At 69.6% G+C, this 20,881-nt stretch carries 20 protein-coding genes; 13 read left to right on the forward strand and 7 right to left on the reverse strand.

Translation table 11 applies throughout. The features are described from left to right. Window positions 1–2: 2 nt before the first annotated feature. Window positions 3–707 carry a FadR/GntR family transcriptional regulator gene (locus MCHLDSM_RS15685; RefSeq protein WP_048470925.1) on the reverse strand — a complete coding sequence of 235 codons (705 nt, stop codon included), beginning with the start codon at window positions 705–707 and terminating at the stop codon, window positions 3–5. A gap of 124 nt (window positions 708–831) precedes the next feature. Here MCHLDSM_RS15685 and MCHLDSM_RS15690 point away from each other — a divergent pair, with 124 nt between their 5' ends. Both MCHLDSM_RS15690 and MCHLDSM_RS15695 read left to right on the forward strand, forming a co-directional pair. Further along, a complete protein-coding gene (locus tag MCHLDSM_RS15690) occupies window positions 832–1,347 on the forward strand; it encodes a gluconokinase (protein ID WP_048471140.1) in 516 nt (171 codons plus the stop codon). Further along, entirely contained in the window at window positions 1,344–2,807 is a 1,464-nt protein-coding gene (locus MCHLDSM_RS15695; protein WP_048470926.1) for a GntP family permease, read from the forward strand. The genes MCHLDSM_RS15690 and MCHLDSM_RS15695 overlap by 4 nt, the downstream gene beginning before the upstream one ends. Before the next feature lie 12 nt (window positions 2,808–2,819). Here MCHLDSM_RS15695 and MCHLDSM_RS15700 read toward each other — a convergent pair whose 3' ends face one another. From MCHLDSM_RS15700 to MCHLDSM_RS15710, 3 genes are all read right to left on the reverse strand, one after another. Continuing rightward, window positions 2,820–3,311: an RDD family protein gene (locus tag MCHLDSM_RS15700; RefSeq protein ID WP_048470927.1), complete on the reverse strand. Its 492-nt coding sequence runs from the start codon at window positions 3,309–3,311 to the stop codon at window positions 2,820–2,822. Between the two features lie 102 nt (window positions 3,312–3,413). Next, window positions 3,414–4,334, reverse strand: coding sequence for a DoxX family protein (locus MCHLDSM_RS15705; protein WP_048470928.1), 921 nt, complete (start codon window positions 4,332–4,334; stop codon window positions 3,414–3,416). A 64-nt stretch (window positions 4,335–4,398) separates the two neighbouring features. Then, window positions 4,399–5,217: a serine hydrolase gene (locus MCHLDSM_RS15710; RefSeq protein WP_234714034.1), complete on the reverse strand. Its 819-nt coding sequence runs from the start codon at window positions 5,215–5,217 to the stop codon at window positions 4,399–4,401. Between the two features lie 28 nt (window positions 5,218–5,245). On the opposite strand from MCHLDSM_RS15710, the gene xylB reads away from it, so the two are divergent. Beyond that, on the forward strand, window positions 5,246–6,640 hold the full coding sequence (gene xylB / locus MCHLDSM_RS15715; protein ID WP_048470929.1) for a xylulokinase: 1,395 nt from the start codon (window positions 5,246–5,248) through the stop codon (window positions 6,638–6,640). A gap of 6 nt (window positions 6,641–6,646) precedes the next feature. On the opposite strand, the gene MCHLDSM_RS15720 is transcribed toward xylB, so the two are convergent. After that, complete coding sequence (locus MCHLDSM_RS15720) at window positions 6,647–7,582, reverse strand: LysR family transcriptional regulator (RefSeq protein ID WP_048470930.1); 936 nt, start codon at window positions 7,580–7,582, stop codon at window positions 6,647–6,649. Between the two features lie 35 nt (window positions 7,583–7,617). On the opposite strand from MCHLDSM_RS15720, the gene MCHLDSM_RS15725 reads away from it, so the two are divergent. Beyond that, window positions 7,618–9,099 (forward strand): FGGY-family carbohydrate kinase, encoded by a 1,482-nt coding sequence (locus MCHLDSM_RS15725; RefSeq protein WP_048470931.1) that lies wholly within the window; start codon window positions 7,618–7,620, stop codon window positions 9,097–9,099. Window positions 9,100–9,105: 6 nt separating this feature from the next. Here MCHLDSM_RS15725 and MCHLDSM_RS15730 read toward each other — a convergent pair whose 3' ends face one another. Together MCHLDSM_RS15730 and MCHLDSM_RS15735 are read right to left on the reverse strand one after the other, a co-directional pair. Further along, window positions 9,106–9,897, reverse strand: coding sequence for an SDR family NAD(P)-dependent oxidoreductase (locus MCHLDSM_RS15730; RefSeq protein WP_048470932.1), 792 nt, complete (start codon window positions 9,895–9,897; stop codon window positions 9,106–9,108). Next, window positions 9,894–10,937 carry a sugar-binding transcriptional regulator gene (locus MCHLDSM_RS15735; protein ID WP_048470933.1) on the reverse strand — a complete coding sequence of 348 codons (1,044 nt, stop codon included), beginning with the start codon at window positions 10,935–10,937 and terminating at the stop codon, window positions 9,894–9,896. Before MCHLDSM_RS15735 ends, MCHLDSM_RS15730 begins: the two co-directional genes overlap by 4 nt. A gap of 116 nt (window positions 10,938–11,053) precedes the next feature. On the opposite strand from MCHLDSM_RS15735, the gene eltD reads away from it, so the two are divergent. The 9 genes from eltD (at window position 11,054) to MCHLDSM_RS15780 (ending at window position 20,745) form a co-directional block, all read left to right on the forward strand. After that, complete coding sequence (gene eltD, locus MCHLDSM_RS15740) at window positions 11,054–12,142, forward strand: erythritol/L-threitol dehyrogenase (RefSeq protein ID WP_048470934.1); 1,089 nt, start codon at window positions 11,054–11,056, stop codon at window positions 12,140–12,142. Window positions 12,143–12,207: 65 nt separating this feature from the next. After that, on the forward strand, window positions 12,208–13,587 hold the full coding sequence (locus MCHLDSM_RS15745; protein ID WP_048416395.1) for an extracellular solute-binding protein: 1,380 nt from the start codon (window positions 12,208–12,210) through the stop codon (window positions 13,585–13,587). A 14-nt stretch (window positions 13,588–13,601) separates the two neighbouring features. Next, complete coding sequence (locus MCHLDSM_RS15750; protein ID WP_048470935.1) at window positions 13,602–14,558, forward strand: carbohydrate ABC transporter permease; 957 nt, start codon at window positions 13,602–13,604, stop codon at window positions 14,556–14,558. A 4-nt stretch (window positions 14,559–14,562) separates the two neighbouring features. Next, on the forward strand, window positions 14,563–15,444 hold the full coding sequence (locus MCHLDSM_RS15755; RefSeq protein WP_048470936.1) for a carbohydrate ABC transporter permease: 882 nt from the start codon (window positions 14,563–14,565) through the stop codon (window positions 15,442–15,444). Next, the gene (locus MCHLDSM_RS15760) at window positions 15,444–16,550 is read left to right on the forward strand and encodes an ABC transporter ATP-binding protein (protein WP_048470937.1); all 1,107 of its coding nucleotides are present in this window, start codon (window positions 15,444–15,446) and stop codon (window positions 16,548–16,550) included. The genes MCHLDSM_RS15755 and MCHLDSM_RS15760 overlap by 1 nt, the downstream gene beginning before the upstream one ends. Then, on the forward strand, window positions 16,547–17,674 hold the full coding sequence (locus MCHLDSM_RS15765; protein WP_048470938.1) for an ABC transporter ATP-binding protein: 1,128 nt from the start codon (window positions 16,547–16,549) through the stop codon (window positions 17,672–17,674). Before MCHLDSM_RS15760 ends, MCHLDSM_RS15765 begins: the two co-directional genes overlap by 4 nt. Next, entirely contained in the window at window positions 17,671–19,422 is a 1,752-nt protein-coding gene (gene derK, locus MCHLDSM_RS15770; protein ID WP_048470939.1) for a D-erythrulose 4-kinase, read from the forward strand. The genes MCHLDSM_RS15765 and derK overlap by 4 nt, the downstream gene beginning before the upstream one ends. Window positions 19,423–19,428: 6 nt before the next feature. Next, a complete protein-coding gene (locus tag MCHLDSM_RS15775) occupies window positions 19,429–19,899 on the forward strand; it encodes a ribose-5-phosphate isomerase (protein ID WP_048470940.1) in 471 nt (156 codons plus the stop codon). 33 nt (window positions 19,900–19,932) lie between these two features. Further along, complete coding sequence (locus MCHLDSM_RS15780; RefSeq protein WP_048470941.1) at window positions 19,933–20,745, forward strand: enoyl-CoA hydratase/isomerase family protein; 813 nt, start codon at window positions 19,933–19,935, stop codon at window positions 20,743–20,745. Window positions 20,746–20,881: the final 136 nt, after the last annotated feature.

Consider the following 20,881-nt stretch of genomic DNA (forward strand, 5'->3'; position numbering starts at 1 on the left):
GGTCAATCGCCCTCTGCCACAGCCGAAGCCGCCTCGTCGATGATCGCCCGCATTGCGCGCTCGGCCGCGTCCTCGTCGCCCAACCGGATGGCGCGGGCCACCTCGTCGTGCAGGGCGATGGCCTCCGGGTTTGGTTTGTCCGGCATCATGCCGTGGTGCGTGCGGCCTGAGAGCACCTCGGCCACCACGTCGTTGAGCGCCCGGAACATCTCGTTGCCGCTGGCCTCCAGCAGGGTTCGATGAAAGATCTTGTCCGCCAACAGGTATGACTCGAGGTCGCCGGTGCGGCCGTGCACGACCATGTCCGAGACGGCGGCCGCCAGGATCCGGCACTGGTGCGGGTCCGCGCGGCGCGCCGCGAGCGCTGCGGCGGCCGGTTCGAAGCCGCGGCGCAACTCGGACAGTGACGCCAGTTGCGCCGCGCGGTCCTCGGAGTCCAGTCGCCAGCGAATCAGCCTGGGGTCGAACACATTCCATTTGTGCGATGGCTGGATGGTGATGCCGACGCGGCGGCGCGAGGCCGCCATGCCCATCGACTCGAGAACACGGATCGCCTCCCGCGCCACGCTGCGCGACACCTGGTGTCGCGCACTGACGCCGTCCAGCGTGATGACCTGCCCCTCGGAGTACTCGCCGGACACGATCGCGGTGCCCAGTGCGGTGAGCACACTGTCGTGCAGTGCTCCGCTGGGCGTCTCCGCATTCACGCAAACATCTTGTCATACGCTATGCCTGAACCGATTGAGTAGAGGAATATCGATATCTACTTGCAATAGTCTGATCTTTGAGGCAGTCTGTGTGACGGCAAGCACAACAGGGTAGGAGGACGTGGTGGCGTCACCCATCGTGGTCATGGGCGTTTCCGGCTCGGGGAAGTCGACCGTGGGCGCCGCACTCGCGCAGCGGCTCCGTGTGCCGTTCGCCGATGCGGACGATTTCCATCCGGCCGCCAACATCGCGAAGATGACGGCCGGCCACCCGCTGGACGACGACGATCGACACCCCTGGCTGGAGGCGATCGGCGACTGGCTGGCGCAGCGGTGTGCCACCGGCGGCGTGATGAGCTGCTCGGCGCTCAAACGCAGCTACCGCGAGCAGTTGCGCCGGCACTGTCCCGACGTGCAGTTCCTGCACCTCGCCGGCACCCCCGAGGTCATCGGCCGGCGCCAGGCCAGCCGGCCCGGCCACTTCATGCCGGCATCGCTGCTGGCGTCGCAGTTCGCCACCCTCGAACCGCTCGACGCCGACGAGCGCGGCACCACCATCGACGTCGACCAGAGCATCGACACGATCATCGACACCTACTGCGCCAACAACGGGATCACCACCGAACAGGAGAAGAGATGAGTCCCACCGCACTCACATTGCTGGCGGCCGACACCGAGTTACCCGAACCCGTCGCGTCGGGCTGGCAATTGGTGATCGCCGCGCTCGCGGGCATCGCACTCATCGTCGTGCTGATCACCGTCGCGAAACTGCACCCGTTTCTGGCCCTGATCTTCGGCGCGCTCACGGTCGGGATCGTCGCGGGCATGAACATCGGCGACGTGCTCGAGTCCTTCTCCGACGGGTTCGGCACCACCGCCGCGGGCGTCGGCATCCTGATCGCGCTCGGCGCGATGTTCGCCAAACTGCTCGCGGACTCGGGCGGCGCCGACGAGATCGTCGACACGATCGTCGGCCGGTCCTCACCGCGCACGCTGCCCTGGGCGATGGCCCTGGTCGGCGCGATCATCGGCCTGCCGATGTTCTTCGAGATCGGCGTCGTGCTGCTGATGCCTGTCATCTATCTGGTTGCCAAGCGCTCCGGTCAGTCTCTGATCACCATCGGAATCCCCGCGCTGGCAGGGCTTTCCGCGATGCACGGTCTCGTCCCTCCGCACCCGGGACCGCTGACCGCGATCGACCTGCTCGGCGCCGATCTGGGGATCACGCTGGCGCTGGGCGTGGCGGTCGCGATCCCGACGGTCATCGTCGCGGGCCCGCTGTTCGGCAAGCTGGCCGGCCGCTGGGTCGTCATCGACATCCCGGACCGGTTCACCGCCGACGATCTCCGGGCCGACACCGATGGCGGCGGCGCGGCCACGGGCGGCCCGGGCGGCGGCGCAGGCAGCGTGCAGACCGTCGCGCAGCGCACCCGCCCCAGCTTCGGCATCACGCTCTTCTCGGTGCTGCTGCCGGTGGCCCTGATGATGGGCAAGGCGCTGGTCGACATCTTCATCGATGACGAGAACAGCGTGGTGCGGCAGACATTCGACATCCTCGGCCGGCCCCTGATGGCCCTGCTGATCGCGGTCATCGTCGGCATCTTCACCCTCGGCCGCGGTGCGGCGATGACCCGCGATCAGATCGTCAGGTGCATCGAGTCCTCCCTGCCGCCGGTCGCCGGCATCATCCTGATCGTCGCCGCGGGCGGTGGGTTCAAGCAGCTGCTGGTCGACACCGGCATCGGCACGCTGCTCGCCGACTGGGCCAAGGGCGCCAACGTGTCGGTGATCCTGCTGGCGTGGGTGATCGCCGTGCTGATCCGGCTCGCGACGGGTTCGGCCACCGTCGCCACCATCACCGCATCGTCACTGATGCTGGGTCTGGTGGACGGCTTGAGCACCGGCGAGGTGTCCCTGGTGGTGCTCGCGGTCGGCGCGGGCTCGCTGTTCTTCTCCCACGTCAACGACGCCGGCTTCTGGCTGATCAAGGAGTTCTTCGGGATGAGCGTCGGCCAGACCATCAAGAGCTGGTCGGTGATGGAGACCGTGCTGTCGGTGACCGGCCTGGTGCTGGTGCTGCTGCTCGGGATCTTCATCTGATCCCGGGCGCGCTCAGGCCTTGACGACCTGGGTGCCGCCGGCGAGCTCGTCGTGCTTGCCCTGCTTGGTGGGGCTGCTGTTGATGGTCACCGCGATCACCACGATCGCGACGACGCCGAGCAGCCCGCCGATGAACGGGATGATCGGCAGCAGTGTCCACGAGTTGCGGATCGCGGACTGTGCGGCGGTGGGTTTCGCCGCCCCGCCCGGTCCGTGCACGCTCAGCCCGAGGATCTTCTTGCCCGGTGTCCAGCCCTGGGTCACCTCGAAGGCGACGTAGTAGGCGAAGGTCAGTGCCCCGGTGAACAGTCCGGTGATCCAGACGTTCGACGCGGCCCCGATGACGTAGACGATGATGCCGCCGACGATGCCGACGATCAGACCGTCGATGATCCGGGCGCCGAACCGCAGGCCCAGACTGCCGGGCTGACCGCCGGGACCGGGCGGCGGGTAGCCGCCCGAGTACCCGTACTGGCCCGGCTGAGGGGGGTAATCGCTGGTCATGGGTGGTCTCTTTCTCGCGGCGGCTGCGATGCGAGCTCACCGTACCCATGCGGGGACCCGGGCGAGCAGAGTTTCACCCGGGATGAGAGGAAATGGCCGCGCTCAGCTCCAGCGCTTGCGGCGCTTCTTGGCCTCCGAGCTCGCGGTGTCGGCCAGGTCGGCGGCCCGGGCGCGGGCCAGCTCGGCCGAGCGCAGTGCGCGGTCGCGGGCTGCGTCGGCCAGTTCGGGTGCGCGATCGCGGGCCACGTCGGCGAATTCCTCGCCACGGGCACGCGCGACATCGGCGAACTCCTCGCCGCGCTGACGCGCGACGTGCGCCAGCTCGCCGCCCCGTTCGCGGGCGATCTCGGCGAGTTCGCCACCGCGTTCGCGGGCGATCTCGGCCAGCTTCCCGCCGCGCTCGCTCGCCACCTCGGCGAACTCGCCGCCGCGTTCGCGCGCGATGTGGGCCAGTTCGCGGCCGCGCTCGGCACCGACCTGCAGGCCGTGGCCGACCTTCTCGGCGAGTTCACTGTCGGCCAGTGACCCGCCCGCGGCGGCGCCGACCGGAAGGGCCGCGGTGACGGCTTCGGAGACCTTGCGCGCCGCGCGCCGGCCACGCCAGCCCAGCGACGGCTTCCCCTCGGTGTCCACGGCGGCGATGATCAGGCCACCGATCAGGCTGATGTCGGTCACGAACGCGCGCCGCTCGTCGGCCTTGCGCTGCGGGTCGGCCTCGTTCCAGAAGTTGTGCCCGCCCAGCGAGCCCGGCACCACCGTCAGGGCCAGGGCGGCCGAGGCCACCCGGGGGAGCTTGCCGGTCGCGAGCAGCAGGCCGCCGCCGATCTGGACCGCCGCGTTGACCCGGGCCACCGTCTCGGCGTTCGAGGGCACGTTGGGGCCGACCGGGTCGGGCAGCTTGCTCAGGCCCTCGAGGGTGTTCCGGGTGGCATCCGCCGCGGGCTTCGGGCTACGCAGAGCCTCGATCCCGCGGGAGATGAACACGGCGGACAGCATGGGGCGCGCGACACGACGGATCAACATGCCGGGTATGTTCCCACGCTCCAGAGCGGCCAAACCAGATACCGACGCCACCGTCACTGGGCGGTCATCGGCCCGCGAGGAGCAGCTCCGCCAGGTGCGTCGTGGTCGCCACCCCGTCGTCGTACCCGCCTGCGGAACCGAGGTCGTTCATCACCGCGAGCGTGTAGCGCTGCTGGGCGCCCGCGAATCCCACGCTGTTGGTGACCCAGCCGCTGTCCTCCCGCGACCATCCGTCCTTGTTGCCCGGCGCGAGCTGCGGTCCCGCGCCCCACACACCCCACTGCTGATCGGGTGCGACGTGTTGCAGTTCGCCGACGACGGCCGCGGTGTCGGCCGGGTCGAGAGCGGTCAGCGTGAACGTCATCAACCGGTCCAGGTCGTCGGCCGCGGCCTTCTGGAATCCCCAGTAGGGATACACGGAGCTGTAACCGGGCTGGGGGCGGAAGCCGGTCAGTCCCAGCGCGGCGAAATCGTCGTTGAAGGCCCGGTGGTCGGTGCCCCCGTAGCGGGCCCACAGCGTGTCGGCGGCGTCGTCGTCGGAGGAGTGCAGCATCGCGGCCATCAACTGCCGGTCGGACGCGCTGAGCGTGATCGCACCGATGCGGTTCTTCACCAGCAGGTCGTCGACCATGGCCAGCTTGATCGTCGACGCCGTCCACACCGGCTCGGCCGCTTCGGCGTTGCGGTGGACGAATCCGGTCTGCCTGTCGCGCAGCACATAGCCGACCGTGCCGGGCCGCTCGGCGAGGTAGGCATCGGCGGCGGCGACCCGCCGCAGCAGGTCGCAGTCGCTGTCGGCGGCGCACGCCGCTGCCGCCGGCGCCGCCCCGATCAGCGGCGCCACCGCGATCAACACCGAAGCCAGTGCGGTCCGCCATCTCATCGGGGTCATCGAGGGTAGCTTCGCAGGCGTGCCACTCGTTGCGGGAATCGACTCCTCCACCCAGTCGTGCAAGATCGTGATCTGCGATGCCGACACCGGGGAACCGGTGCGGTCGGCGTCCAGTCCCCATCCGGGCGGCACGGAGGTCGCGCCGGCCCACTGGTGGGATGCGTTGACCGCGACGATCGAGCAGGCCGGCGGCATCTCCGACGTGGCCGCGATCTCCGTGGGCGCCCAGCAGCACGGCATGGTGTGCCTGGACTCGTCGGGCCAGGTGGTCCGCGATGCGTTGCTGTGGAACGACACCCGGTCTGCCCGGGCGGCCGAGGACCTGATCGACGAGCTCGGCGGACCGGCCGCGTGGGCCGACCGGACCGGAGTGGTCCCCGTCGCCGCGATCACCGCGACGAAACTGCGGTGGCTCGCCGATCACGAGCCGGAGCACGCCGACGCCACCGCGGCCGTCTGCCTGCCCCACGACTGGCTGACGTGGCGACTGTCCGGCTCCACCGACATCTCCGAGCTGACCACCGATCGCAGCGACGCCAGCGGCACCGGGTACTACTCCGCCGCGTCGGACAGCTACGACCCCGAGTTGCTCGAGCTGGCGCTGCGCGGTCGGCGCCCGGTGCTCCCGACGGTCGTCGCGCCGGCCGGATCGCAGGCGCAGACCGCGCACGGTGCGCTGCTGGGAGCCGGTGCGGGGGACAACGCGGCGGCCGCTCTCGGCCTGGGCGCCGGTCCCGGTGACTGCGTCGTGTCGCTGGGTACCTCCGGGGTGGTCAGCGCCGTCGGAGCCGCGGCACCGCGGGACCCCGACGGCATCGTCGCCGGGTTCGCCGACGCGACCGGGCGTCAGCTCCCGCTGGTGTGCACGCTCAACGGGGCGCCGGTGCTCGCGGCCGTCGCGACGATGCTCGGCGTCGACTTCGAGGAGTTCGACCGCCTCGCCCTGAAGGCGTCGGCCGGCGCGGACGGGTTGGTCCTCGTCCCGTACTTCGACGGTGAGCGGTCACCCAATCTTCCCGACGCCGCCGGCGCCCTGCACGGCGTCACGACGCGAAACCTCAACTCCGCCAACATCGCCCGGGCCGCAGTGGAGGGTCTGCTGGCATCGATGGCCTACTGCATCGACAAGATCCGCGCGCACGGGGTCGAGGTGGACCGGATCATCCTCGTGGGCGGCGGCGCCCGCTCGGAGGCTGTCCGTCAGGTGGCCCCGGCCGTCCTCGGAGCGCCCGTGCACGTTCCGGCCCCCGCCGAGTACGTCGCACTCGGCGCCGCCCGGCAGGCGGCGTGGGCCCTGTCGGGGGGCGACGGTCCGCCGGACTGGTCGCTCGCCAGCACCACGGTCTACGAGGGTGCGCCGACTCCGGAGGTGCTGGAGCGGTACCGGACCGCACAGGAGCTCACCCTGCGGTGAACGTGGTCAGGCCGGCGGCGGCGGGAACCCGGCGTCCGGTCGCGGCCAGTGCGGCCGGGGCAGTGGCTCGCCGGGGGCCGGCCGCAGGCGCTCCAGCACGGCCCGCAGCGGCGGCCAGTCGGCGCGGCCGATCCGGGTGACGGCGTAGGCGGTCAGCACCACCTCGGGGTCGGTCAGCGGCAGCACCGTCACCCCCGGCGCGGTCGGCCGCGCGATCGGCAGCAGACCCACCCCGAACCCGGCGACGATCAGGTCCTCCACCAGGTCGAGGCTGTCGATCTGGTGCGCGATGCGCGGGGTGAATCCCGAGAGCGAGGCCAGCGTCCGCACCGCGTCCTCGTCGGCGGTGTTGCGGGAGTTGACGATCCACGTCTGGTCGGCGAAGTCCGCGATCCCCGAGGTGCCCCGGGCGGCGGGCGACGGGACTCCCAGCCCCCAGCGGATCGACCACAGCGGCACGGAGTCGAGCAGCGCCCCGGGGGAGGCCGGGGCGAGGTTGTAGTCGTAGGTCAGCGCGAGGTCCAGGTCGTCGGCGGTGAGCAGCCCGAACGCCTCGATCGGTTCGTACTCGCTGATCACGAAGTCCACGTTCGGGAACCGGGTGCGCAGGTCGGCGACGATCGGCAGCAGCGACACCCGGATGCCCGTGGCGAAGCCGCCCACCCGGACGGTTCCCGCAGGGTCGGCGTCGGCGTCGAGGTCGACCCGGGCGCGTTCCACCGCGGCCAGGATCGCGACGGCGTGGTCGGCCAGCCGTCGGCCGGCCGGGGTGAGCCGCACGCGCCGGCCTTCGGGTTCGATCAGCTGCGCCCCGGTCTCGCGGGCCAGTGCGGCGATCTGCGCGGACACCGTCGACGTGGTGAGGTGGTGTTCCTCGGCGACCGCGCGCATCGACCCCAGGCGGGACAGGGCCAGCAGCAGCTGCAGCCGACGGATGTCCATCTCAGCGATTCTGCCCGCCGTCGTAGGGTTGGGTGGTGGACATGCTGCTCGGTATCGACATGGGAACGGGGAGCACCAAGGGCGTTCTCGTGGATACGGCGGGCGCGGTGGTCGCCTCGGAGACGATCAGCCACGGGATGGACCTGCCCCGGCCGGGGTGGGCCGAGGTCGACGCCGACGCGGTGTGGTGGCGTGAGGTCTGCGCGATCAGCGCGGCACTGACCGCGAAGCTGCCCGCCAACGCGACGCTGGCCGGGATGTGCGTCAGCGGCGTGGGGCCGTGCCTGGTGCTCTGCGACGCGGACCTGCGTCCGCTGCGGCCGGCCATCCTGTACGGCATCGATACCCGCGCGCACGCCGAGATCGCCTCATTGACAGAGGAATTGGGCGAGAAGGCGATTCTCGACCGGGCCGGGACCCTGCTGTCGAGTCAGGCCGTCGGCCCCAAGATCGAGTGGGTGCGCAACCACGAGCCGGAGACGTTCGCCGCGGCGGCGGGGTGGTACGGCTCCAACTCCTACATCGCCGCCAAGCTCACCGGCGAGTACGTGATGGACCACCACACCGCGAGTCAGTGCGATCCCTTGTACGCCACCCGGGAGTTCGCGTGGAACCGGGAGTGGGCCGAGCGGATCTGCGGCCCGCTGCCGCTGCCCGACCTGGTGTGGCCCAGCGACATCGTCGGCCGGGTGACACCCGCAGCGGCCCGCGAGACCGGCCTGCCGGTGGGACTGCCGGTCGCCGCGGGCACGGTCGACGCGTACTCGGAGGCCTTCTCGGTGGGGGTGCGCCGCCCCGGCGACCAGATGCTGATGTACGGCTCGACCATGTTCCTGGTCCAGGTGATCGACGAGTATCACAGCGATCCCGCGCTGTGGACCACCGCGGGGGTGGATCCTCAGACGCTCTCGCTCGCCGCCGGAACCTCGACGGCCGGAACGATGATCAACTGGCTGCAATCGGTCACCGGGCGACCGTCTTTCGACGACCTGACCGCCGAGGCGCTCGAGGTGCCCGCGGGCAGCGAGGGTCTGCTGATGTTGCCGTACCTGGCCGGGGAACGCACCCCGGTGTTCGACCCGAAGGCGCGCGGCGTGCTCGCCGGGCTGACGTTGCGCCACGGCAGGGGGCACCTGTTCCGCGCGGCCTACGAGGGCATCGCGTTCGGGATCCGGCAGATTCTGGACAGATTCGACGATGCGCACGAAGCCACCCGCACCGTCGCGGTCGGAGGGGGACTGAAGAGCCCGGTGTGGGCGCAGGCGATCAGCGATGTGACGGGCCGTTCGCAACTGGTGCCCGAGCAGGCGATCGGCGCCAGCTACGGCGACGCGCTGTTGGCCGGCATCGGGGTCGGGCTGGTGCCGCCCGATACCGACTGGGCCACCATCGCCAGGGAGATCACCCCGAACCCGCGCAACCGGGAGCTCTACGACGACCTGTTCACCACGTGGGCGCAGATGTACCCCGCCACGCGAGACCAGGTGCACCGGCTGGCCGCCGCCGACCCCGACTGAGCAGGATCAGCCCATCGTGTAGCCGCCGTCGATGGCGATGTCGGCGCCGTTGACCATGCTCGCCGCGTCGGAACACAACCACACCACCGCGTCGGACACCTCGTGCGGAACGGCGAAGCGGCCCAACGGGATCCGGGCCAGCATCGGGGCCGCCTTGGCCTCCTCGCCCCACACCCGCTGTCCCATCTGGGTGAGCACCACCGTCGGGCAGACGGAGTTGGCCCGGATGCCGTGCGGCCCGAGTTCGCGCGCCAGCACCTTGGTCGCCATCACCAGGCCCGCCTTCGAGGCGCAGTACGCGTAGTGCTCGGGCAGCGGGGCCAGCGCCGCCGCGGAGGCGACCGTGACGATGGACCCGCCGGTACCCTGCTCGACCATCAGCGCTCCGATCTGCGCGGCGAGCAGCGCCGGCGCGCGCAGGTTCACCGCGATGGTGGCGTCGAAGTTCTCCGGGGTCGTGTCGACCACCGACTCGGGCAGGGAGATGCCGGCGTTGTTGACCAGGATGTCGAGTCCGCCGAACGCCTCGGACGCCATCCGGGTCAGCGCGGCCGGTCCGTCGTGGTCGGCGAGATCGACGGCGGCCGAGCGGACGTCGACACCGAACTCGTCGCTCAGGGCGCGCCCCGAGCGGGTCAGCTCGGCGTCGTCGCGCCCGCTGAGCACCAGGTCGGCGCCCGCGGCGGCGAACGCGCGGGCGATGTCGGCGCCGATACCCTTGCCGGCGCCGGTGATCAGCGCCCGCTTACCGTCGAGTCGCAGTACCCCGGCATACCTCTGCTCGGCCACTGTGGTCACGAAACCTCCTGTGTCGCATCGCTGTTGCTGGCCGCCAGCAGTGCTTCGGCGGTGCCGGGGTCGGTGACCAGCCGGTTGAAGTAGCCGCCGCGGGCGCCGGCGGTGATGGAGTCGATCTTGTCCCGGCCGACCGCGACGGCGATGGTGACCGGGATGTGGCGGAGGTTCTCCAATTCCAGTGCGATCAACCGTTCCGCGCCGTCGAACTGCACCGGGTTGCCGTCGCGGTCGTAGAAGCGTGAGCACACGTCGCCGACCGCGGCGCGCAGCGATGTCGAACCGGTCGGCACGAACTGGGGGATGTCGGAGCGGGTCAGCGGCGGGGCGCCGACCCCCATCAGCGCGCACCGGGCGTGCGGCCACTGATGCACCACGCGCTGGATGCTCGGGTCCTCGAGCAGCGACTGATACAGCGCGGGGCCCGGAAGCGCGGGTGCGAAAAGGTAATTGGCACGACCGCCGACGCGGTTGGCGACCAGGCGGGTGATCTCGTTGGTCTGGTACCACTCGTAGGGCTGGTCGTTGCCGCCCACGGTGGGGGTCACCACCACTCCGGGCAGTGGGGTCAGTTCGTGCTGAGCGAGTTCGTACACGGTGCGCCCCGACGACACCAGCAGCACGTCGCCCGGTAGCAGACCCGCTTCGCCGAGGGCCCGGGCAGCGGCGGGCGCGAGCACCCGACCCATGATGTCGACGACGCTGCGCCCCGGGCCGGGGTTGGGCAGCGGGGGAGACAGGTACACGGTGTTGAGGTTCAGCGCCCGGGCCAGGCGGTCGGCCAGTTCGGTGGGTCCGGCGTCGGCCGGGGGGACCACTTCGATGCGCACGATGCCCTGCCGTTTGGCCTCCGCCAGCAGCCGGCTCACCGTTGCCCGGCTGGTGCCGAGCTGTTCGGCGATCTCGGCCTGCGTCGCGTCCTCTTCGTAGTACAGCCGTGCGGCGGTGTAGAGCAGCGTGGGCGAGAAATGGCTGCTCTCGGCCTCGGGCGCGGCACCGTCCGGCTTCGTGGCGGAGGGGGTGGGCGCGGCCGGCCTGGGCATGGGCAAAGTATGACACCGAACGCCTGCTCTGGAAAGAAGTTCACTGAACATCCGTTCTGGACAGATGTGCACCGGCTTCGCTAGTGTGACTGCGAACACAGAGGGAGGAACACGCGATGGCCGCTCAGATCCCCGAGAAGATGCAGGCAGTCGTCTGCCACGGGCCCCACGACTACCGACTCGAGGAGGTCGCGGTTCCGCAACGCGGTCCCGGCGAGGCGCTGATCAAAGTGGAGGCGGTCGGCATCTGCGCCAGCGACCTCAAGTGCTACCACGGCGCGGCCAAGTTCTGGGGTGACGAGAACCGCCCGGCGTGGGCCGAGACCATGGTGATCCCCGGCCACGAATTCGCCGGCCGCGTGGTCGATCTCGACGATGCGGCGGCCCAGCGCTGGGGGATCGCGGTCGGGGACCGGGTGGTGTCCGAGCAGATCGTGCCGTGCTGGGAATGCCGCTTCTGCAAGCGCGGCCAGTACCACATGTGTCAGCCGCACGACCTCTACGGCTTCAAGCGGCGCACGCCCGGCGCGATGGCCAGCTACATGGTGTATCCGGCGGAGGCACTGGTGCACAAGGTGTCTGCCGATGTGGCCCCCCAGCACGCCGCGTTCGCCGAGCCGCTGTCGTGCTCGCTGCACGCCGTGGAGCGCGCGCAGATCATGTTCGAAGACGTCGTGGTGGTGGCCGGGTGTGGACCCATCGGTCTGGGCATGGTGGCCGGTGCCCGCGCCAAGAACCCGATGCACGTGATCGCGCTCGACATGGCGCCCGAGAAGCTCGAACTGGCGAAACTGTGCGGCGCCGACATCACGATCAATATTGCCGAGCAGGACGCCGTCGCGATCGTCAAGGATCTGACCGGCGGCTACGGCGCCGACGTGTACCTGGAGGGAACCGGGCACCCGTCCGCGGTCCCGCAGGGGCTCAACCTGTTACGCAAGCTGGGCCGGTACGTCGAGTACGGCGTGTTCGGCAGCGACGTGACCGTCGACTGGAGCATCATCAGCGACGACAAGGAACTCGACGTCCTCGGCGCCCATCTGGGCCCGTACTGCTGGCCGGCGGCGATCAGGATGATCGAGTCCGGTGTGCTGCCGATGGATCGGATCTGCACGCACCAGCTGCCGCTGACCGAGTTCCAGCAGGGGCTCGATCTGGTGGCCAGCGGCAAGGAATCGGTCAAGGTCTCCCTGATCCCCGCCTGAACGAAGGACACCCCATGAGTCTTTTCTCCCCTGGTACCGGCGGGCCGCAGTTCTCGCGCAGGCAGATGCTGACCGCGCTGGGCGTGGCCGGTGCCGCCGCGGCCAGCGTGCCGGTGCTGAGTTCGTGCGGCGTCGGCGGCAAGGCCAGCGCCCCCAACGGCGCCGACGCCGTCACCGGCGGGTTCGATTGGCGCAAGGCCGCGGGCTCGACGATCAACATCCTGCAGACCCCGCACCCCTATCAGCAGTCCTATCAGCCACTGCTCAAAGAGTTCACGGACCTGACGGGCATCAACGTCAACGTCGACCTGGTTCCCGAGGCCGACTACTTCACCAAACTCAACACCGAGCTCGCCGGCGGTTCGGGCAAGCACGACGCGTTCATGCTGGGTGCCTATTTCATCTGGCAGTACGGGCCGCCCGGCTGGATCGAGGACCTCGGGCCGTGGCTGCAGAACAGCTCGGCGACCAACGCGGAGTACGACTTCGAGGACATCTTCGACGGACTGCGCACCTCCACCCGCTGGGACTTCACGCTGGGCAATCCGCTCGGCACCGGCGGACAGTGGGCCATCCCGTGGGGGTTCGAGAACAACGTCGTGGCCTACAACAAGCGGGTGTTCGACGAGAAGGGCATCACCAAGCTGCCCGACAACCTCGACGACTTCATCCAGCTCGCCGTCGATCTCACCGACCGCTCGCAGAACCGCTACGGCATCTCCACCCGCGGCTCGAAGTCCTGGGCCACCATCCATCCCGGCTTCATGACCCAGTACACCCGCCAGGGCGCGGTGGACTACAAGTGGAACGGGTCTGAGCTGATCGCCGAGATGGACAGCGACGCCGCGATCGACTTCACGAAGAAGTGGATCGAGATGCAGCACGAGGCCGGCCCGACGTCGTGGACCACCTACGACTACCCCAACGCCACCGGCGATCTCGGCGACGGCAAGGCGATGATGGTGTTCGACGCCGACAGCGCCACCTACCCGAAGAACAAGCCGGGGGCGAGCAAGGAGGCCGGCAACATCGCCTGGTACGCCGGTCCCGCCGGGCCGGACGGCAACTACAAGACCAACCTGTGGACGTGGAGCTGGGCGATGAGCGCCAACTCCCGTAACAAGCTGCCCGCGTGGTTGTTCATCCAATGGGCGACCGGCAAGGACTCGATGAACAAGGCCGTCGAGGGCGGGAAGTACGCCGACCCGGTGCGAAAGTCGGTGTTCGACACCACGTTCAAGCGCGTCGCGGCCGACCAGTTCGGCTACCTGGAGGCGTTCGAGACCGTCATCGGTCAGTCGCGGATCCAGTTCACACCGCAGAAGAAGTTCTTCGACACCACGCAGAACTGGGCGGTCGCGCTGCAGGACATCTACGGCGGTGAGGATGCCGCCTCGCGGCTGCGCAGCCTCGCCAAGACCAACACGTCCAAGGTCAATCTCTAGGAGCTCTGGCATCGATGACCACTCAGACATCCAAGGCGCCCGCCTCGTCGCAGCGCCCCGATGCCTCGGCCGGCGGACGCAAACTCCCCGAGGTGCCCGCGTGGCGGCGTAAGCTGCGGCCCTATCTGCTGTCGATCCCGGCTCTGGTGATCGTCATCGGGATCCTGTATCCGTTCGTCGTCGGGGCGTACTACGCGTTCCTCAACTACGCGGCGGTGAACCCGGATCCGCACTTCGTCTGGTTCCAGAACTTCGCCTCGGTACTGGGCGACAAGGTGTTCTGGAAGAGCGTGCAGGTGACCGTGATCTTCGCGGTCGCCGCCACCGCGATCGAGACGGTGCTCGGCGTCGGGCTCGCGCTGCTGCTCAACCGGTCGAGCATCATCGGCAAGATCTTCGAGAAGGTGCTCATCCTGCCGCTGATGATCGCGCCGGTGATCGCCGGCGTGATCTGGAAGCTGATGTTCAACCCGCAGTTCGGCATCCTCAATCACGTTCTGGGCCTGGGCAACACCTTCGATTGGCTGTCGGCGGGCAACGCGCTGTTCTCGGTGATCCTGGTCGACATCTGGATCTTCACCCCGTTCGTCGCGATCCTGGTGCTGGCCGGTATCCGGTCACTGCCCAAGGAGCCCTTCGAGGCGTCCGACGTCGACGGTGCGAACTGGTTCTACATGTTCCGCAAGCTGATGCTGCCGATGCTCTGGCCCTACATCCTCGTCGCGGTCATCTTCCGGTTCATGGACAACCTCAAGGTGTTCGACCACATCTTCGTGCTCACCGCCGGCGGACCCGGCGTCGCCACCCGCACCCTGCAGATCGGCGCCTTCGAGGACTCGATCATCAACCTCGACTACTCCCGCGGCAGCACCTACATGCTGCTGCTGTGGATCATCGTGTTCATCACGGCGCGCTACCTGGTGAGCGTGCTCGGAAAAGCGCAGCGCCGCGCTGCCGGAGCGGAGTCGTAATCTCATGGCACTCAACCTGTCCCGCGCAGAACTGCAACCCGGCCAGCGGCGCTGGTCCATCGGCGCCGTCGCCGCCGACGTCGGCCTGGTCCTGTGGTTCGTGTTCTCGCTGTTCCCGATCTTCTGGATGCTGATGCTGGCGCTGAAGAACGCCGAGCAGCAGACCACCACCTATTTCTCGTTCAGCCCGACGTGGTCGAACTTCGCCACGGTGGTGTCCGACAAGGGCACTCAGATGACCAGCGTCGACTTCAAGGCCTCGCTGCTGACCAGCCTGCTCAACTGTGGCGGGGCAGTGATCGTGTCGCTGGTGATCGGTATCCCCGCCGCCTACGCCGCCGGCCGTTGGCAGTACAGGGGCAGCAACGATCTGATGTTCCAGATGCTGTCGTTCCGGTTCGCGCCGGAGCTGATGGTGATCGTGCCGCTGTTCGTGATCTACAACCAGATCGGTCTGTTCGACACCAAGGTCGGGATGATCTGGGTGCTGCAGTTGGTCACCATGCCGCTGGTGGTGTGGATCCTGCGGTCGTACTTCCAGGATCTGCCCGAGGATCTCGAACAGGCGGCGCTGCTGGACGGCTACACGCGCCGGCGCGCCTTCCTGATGGTGGCGCTGCCGATCGTGCGTCCCGGCATCGCGGCGGCCGCGCTGCTGGCGTTCATCTTCGCCTGGAACAACTACGTCTTCCCGCTCATCCTGGCCGACAGCAATGCCGGCACGGTGACCGTCGCCATCACGAAGTTCCTCGGCGGTGGCGGGCAGGCGTACTACAACCTCACGGCCGCCGCGGCCCTCATCGCCGCGCTGCCACCACTCGTCCTCGCACTGACCATTCAGCGATACCTGGTGCGGGGCCTGTCATTCGGGGCGGTGAAAGCCTGATGGCCACGGTAACGGTCACCAACATCCGCAAGACCTACGGCAAGAACGTCACGGCGGTCGACGATGTCTCGCTCGACATCGCCGACGGCGAGTTCTTCGTCATCCTCGGCCCCAGCGGGGCCGGCAAGACCACGACGCTCAAGTCGATCGCCGGTCTGGTCGACGTCGACTCCGGTGCGGTGTCGATCGGCGGGGTCGACATGACCGCGGTCGAGCCGTATCACCGCAACGTCGCGATGGCCTTCGAGAGCTACGCGCTGTATCCGCAGAAGACGGTGGCCGAGAACCTGGCCTCACCGCTGAAATCCGGCCGGACCGGCAAGTACTCGGATGCCGAGCAGGCCAAGCGGATCGATCAGGTCACCACGACGCTGGGGATCGACCAACTCAAGAACCGGCTGCCCAAGGAGCTCTCGAACGGTCAGCGCCAGCGGGTGGCGCTCGGTCGCGTCCTGGTCCGCCCCGCGGATGTCTACCTGCTCGACGAGCCGCTGAGCCACCTCGACGCCAAGCTGCGCGCGGCGATGCGCGCCGAGCTCAAGCAACTCGGCGCGATGTCGAACACGACGACGATCTACGTCACGCACGACTACCAGGAAGCGCTGGCGCTCGGCGACCGCATCGCGGTGATGCGGGAAGGGCGGCTGATGCAGATCGGCACGCCCGAGGAGATCTGGCGCCGGCCCGCCGACACGTTCGTCGCGCGAGCCCTCGGACAGCCGGAGATCAACCTGCTCGACGGCGTGGTCGACGACGGCCGCATCCGCCTCGGCGACGGCTCGCTCGACGTCCCGGTTCCGGCCGACGTGCCGTGCCGGCGCGGCGACCGTGTGCGGGTGGGGTTGCGCCCCTCCGATATTCACGTCACGTCCCGCGAAGGATCGCTGCGGGGCCGGGTGCTCCTCGCCGAGCGGCTCGGCCGCAACATCGAGCTCACCGTGGACGTCGGCGGCGCGCAACTGATCGCGCTGACCTCCGGCCGGCACGGCGTCGGCGAGGGCGACACGGTCACGATGCGCATCGCCGAATCCGATGTCCACGTGTTCACGCCGGGCGAGGGTGACACCAGCCGGCTCAGTGACCAGACCCTGGAGGCAGTGCAGTGAGCGTCGCGACCGAGAAGACGGCACAGCAGACCGCGCAGAGCCTGACGCTGCGGGATCTGGTCAAGACGTACGCGTCCCGCGGCCGGGATGCGGTGACCGCGGTCAAGGGCATCGACCTCGACATCGAACCGGGGGAGTTGGTGGCGCTGCTCGGCCCGTCGGGCTGCGGCAAGACCACGACGCTGCGGATGATCGCCGGATTGGAGACGGTCACCAGCGGCTCCATCAAGATCGGCGACCGGGAGATCTCTCAGTTGCCCGCGGCCAAGCGTGAAGTCGGGGTCGGGTTCGAGAGCTACGCGCTGTACCCGCCGCTGTCGGTGCGGGACAACCTGCTCTACGGGCTGAAGGCGCGCAAGGTCAAGGGCGCCGAGCAGATGGTCGCCTCCATCAGCGACCGGTTGGAGATGAACGACCTGCTCGACCTGCGGCCCGCAGGGTTGTCCAGCGGCCAGAAGCAGCGCGTCGCACTGGCCCGCGCGCTGGTGCGCAACCCACCGGTGCTGCTGCTCGACGAGCCGCTGAGCCATCTCGACGCGTCGGCGCGCAACCGGGTGCGCCGCGAATTGAAGGTGCTGCAGCGCGAATTCGGCTACACCACGATCGTCGTCACCCACGATCAGGTCGAGGCGCTGTCGCTGGCCGACCGGCTCGCCGTCATGGACGGCGGGGTGGTGCAGCAGTTCGGCACGCCCGACGAGGTGTTCGACGACCCGGCCAACCTGTTCGTCGCCGGGTTCGTCGGCGAACCGCAGATCAATGTCCTGCCCGGGGTGGTCCGGGTCGACAGTGGCCGGGCCCGGGTCGAGATCGGCTCCGGTGCAGGCTCTCTCGAGACCGCGGTGACGGGGGTGGCCGACGGCACGCACGTCACGGTCGGGATCCGGCCACAGGACTGCGCGCTGAGCGCCCGCGGCGGTGACGGGATCGAGGCCACCGTCGCGTACTTCGAGCATCTGCTCGAATTCGGCCTGGCGACGAGTACGGTGGCCGGGATCGAGGAGGGCATCGTGGTCCAGACGCCGGCCGAGCAGACCTACGAGCCGGAGCAGCAGGTGACGGTGACCGCCGCGCCAGAGCGGGTATACCTGTTCGACAAAGACTCCGGGGAGCGCCTTCGATGACCAAGCTGTACAACGATCCGGCCCGTTTCACCGAGGACATGCTCACCGGCTTCCTCGACGCGAATGCGCGGTATGTCGCCGGGGTGCCCGGCGGCGTCGTCCGCGCCCACCGCACCCGGCCGGGCAAGGTGGCCGTCGTCATCGGCGGCGGCTCGGGTCACTATCCGGCGTTCTGCGGAACGGTCGGACCCGGGTTCGCCGACGGCGCCGTCGTCGGGAACATCTTCACCTCGCCGTCGGCCGAGGAGGCGGCATCGGTGGCCCGGGCCGCGCACGGGGACGCCGGTGTGCTGCTCACCACCGGTAACTACGCCGGCGACGTGATGAACTTCGGTTTGGCGGTGACGCAGCTGCGCGGCGAGGGGATCGACGCCCACTACTTCGCCGTCACCGACGACATCGCGAGCGCACCGCGCGGGGAAGAAGACAAAAGACGCGGCATCGCAGGCGATTTCACGGTGTTCAAGTGCGCCAGCGCCGCCGCCGAAGAAGGTCTCGATCTCGCCGGGGTGGTCCGGGTCGCCGAAGCCTCCAACGCGGCGACCCGCACGCTGGGGGTCGCGTTCGACGGGTGCACGATGCCCGGCGCCGACCATCCGCTGTTCACCGTGCCGGAGGGGCAGATGGGCGTGGGCTTGGGCATCCACGGGGAGCCCGGTGTCGCCGACGAGCCCATGCCCACCGCCGAGGCGCTTGCGCACACACTCGTCGACGGCGTGCTCGCCGATCGGCCCGACGCTGAGTCCACCCGTCTCGCGGTCATCCTGAACGGGCTGGGCCGCACCAAGTACGAGGAACTGTTCGTGGTCTGGGGCACCGTGGCGCGGCTGCTCCGCGAGCGGGGCTACGAGATCATCGAGCCCGAGGTGGGTGAGCTCGTCACGAGCCTGGACATGGCCGGCTGCTCGCTGACGGTGATGTGGCTCGACGAGGAGCTGGAGCGCTACTGGACGGCGCCGGCGGACACGCCCGCGTACCGCAAGGGCGCCGCCGCGGACACGGGCGCCACCGGCGAACGCCGTAGCGCCGAGGAGCTGGAGGCCGGGGCGTCGTCCCCGGCGTTGGACGAACTCTCCGACGAGCAGGGGCGCCGCGGCGCCCGGCTGGTCGCCCGGGCGCTGGACGCGATGGCCGGCATGCTCGCCGACGCCGAGGACGAGCTGGGTCGCATCGACGCGGTCGCCGGCGACGGTGATCACGGCCGGGGCATGGTGAAGGGGTCGTCGGCGGCGCGCGTGGCCGCCGAGCGGGCGGTGGCCGCCGGTGGCGGACAGGGCTCGGTGCTCGCCGAGGCGGGCAAGGACTGGGCGGCCAAGGCGGGCGGCACCTCCGGCGTGCTGTGGGGCGCGCTGCTGGCGGCGCTCGGTGCGCGCGTCGGTGACACCGGCCGCCCCGACGACCAGACCGTGGCGGCTGGAATGCGGGACGGCTACGACGCGTTGGTGTCTCTCGGCGGTGCAGCCCCGGGTGACAAGACCATGCTCGACGCCCTGTTGCCCTTCGTCGACGATTTCGAGCGCCGGGTGGCCGACGGCGCGTCGTGGCAGGACGCGTGGCGGGCGGCGGCCGAGGTCGCCGCCGAGGCCGCGGCGGCCACCGCCGACATGCGGCCCAAGGTGGGCCGGGCGCGTCCGCTCGCCGAGCGCAGCGTCGGGACCCCCGACGCCGGGGCCACCTCGCTGGCGATGTGCCTGCGCACGGTCGCCGACACGTTCACGTCCACCCCGACAACCACGAAAGGGGAGTGACCCGCCATGGCAGGTCTGCGCATCGTCGTCGGCTCCGACGACGCCGGGTTCGAGTACAAGGAAGCGCTCAAGAATGATCTCCTCGGCGACGATCGGGTGGCCGAGGTCACCGACGTCGGCGTGACCGCCGACGAGAACACCGCCTATCCGCACGTCGCTGTCGCGGCGGCGCGCATGATCGCCGAGGGCAAGGCCGACCGCGCACTGCTCGTCTGCGGTACCGGGCTCGGAGTGGCCATCAGCGCCAACAAGGTTCCCGGTATCCGCGCGGTCACCGCCCACGACAGCTTCTCCGTGGAGCGGTCGGTGCTCTCGAACAATGCTCAGGTGCTGTGCTTCGGACAGCGTGTCGTCGGGCTCGAATTGGCCCGCCGGCTCGCCAGCGAGTGGCTCGGCTACGAATTCGACCCGCAGAGCGCGTCCGCAGGCAAGGTCGATGCCATCTGCTCCTACGAGTCCGCGCCGGCGAACAGCTGAGCTCCGAGGAACGCCGGCGGTAGATTCGCCGGCATGACCGACGTCGTCGTCTCCGTCAGCGACGGGGTCGCACTGGTGACGCTGAACCGTCCACACCGGCGCAACGCCTACACCGCGCCGATGGGTGCGCTGCTCAACGAGGCCTACCGGCGTTGCGACGACGACGACGCGGTGCGCGCGATCGTGCTGACCGGCGCGGGCGACGCGTTCTGTGCCGGTGCCGACATCTCCGACGGTGAGCCGTTCGGCGCGCCCGGCGACACGTTCACCGCGTCGCCGATCGACCCGGCGGCCTTCGAGTTGCGCACCCCGGTGATCGCCGCCGTCAACGGTCACGCGATCGGGATCGGATTGACGATCGCGCTGCAGACCGACATCCGAATCGTCGCGGCCGACGCGAAATACGCGGTGGTACAGGTCCGTCGCGGCGTGCTGCCGGACTGCATGGCGCACTGGACCCTGCCCCGGCTGGTGGGCGGCGCGGTCGCCGCCGACCTCTTGCTGACCGGCCGGACGTTCGACGGCCGGGAGGCGGTGACGATGGGCGTCGCGACGCGTGCGCTGCCCGCGGGTGAGGTGCTCGACGCCGCAATGGCGACCGCGCGCGACATCGCCGTCAACGTCGCCCCGATGTCGGCGGCGTTGAGCAAGCGACTGCTGTGGGACGCGATGACCGAGGGGTACAGCGCGCGCCGGGTGGCGTGGTTGGAGACCGAACTGCACAGGCGGGTGATGGGCGGCGCCGACGCCCGCGAAGGTGTGGCCGCGTTCCTCGAAAGGCGTGCGCCGCGCTGGAGCGCCTCGGTGTCGCGGGATTGGAAACCGTTGTCGGACAACGTTTTCTGATGAGCCCGGAAATGGCCTCGCCGAGCGCGGCCACGCTCGCTATGGTGGACGCCGTGAACATCCGAGTCGAGGAGGTCGTCGGCGCTCGCGCCGACATCAGATGACCGCGCCCCGTCGCCGACCCCCCGGGCCGGCG

This window comes from Mycolicibacterium chlorophenolicum (assembly GCF_001044235.1).
Taxonomy (GTDB): domain Bacteria; phylum Actinomycetota; class Actinomycetes; order Mycobacteriales; family Mycobacteriaceae; genus Mycobacterium; species Mycobacterium chlorophenolicum.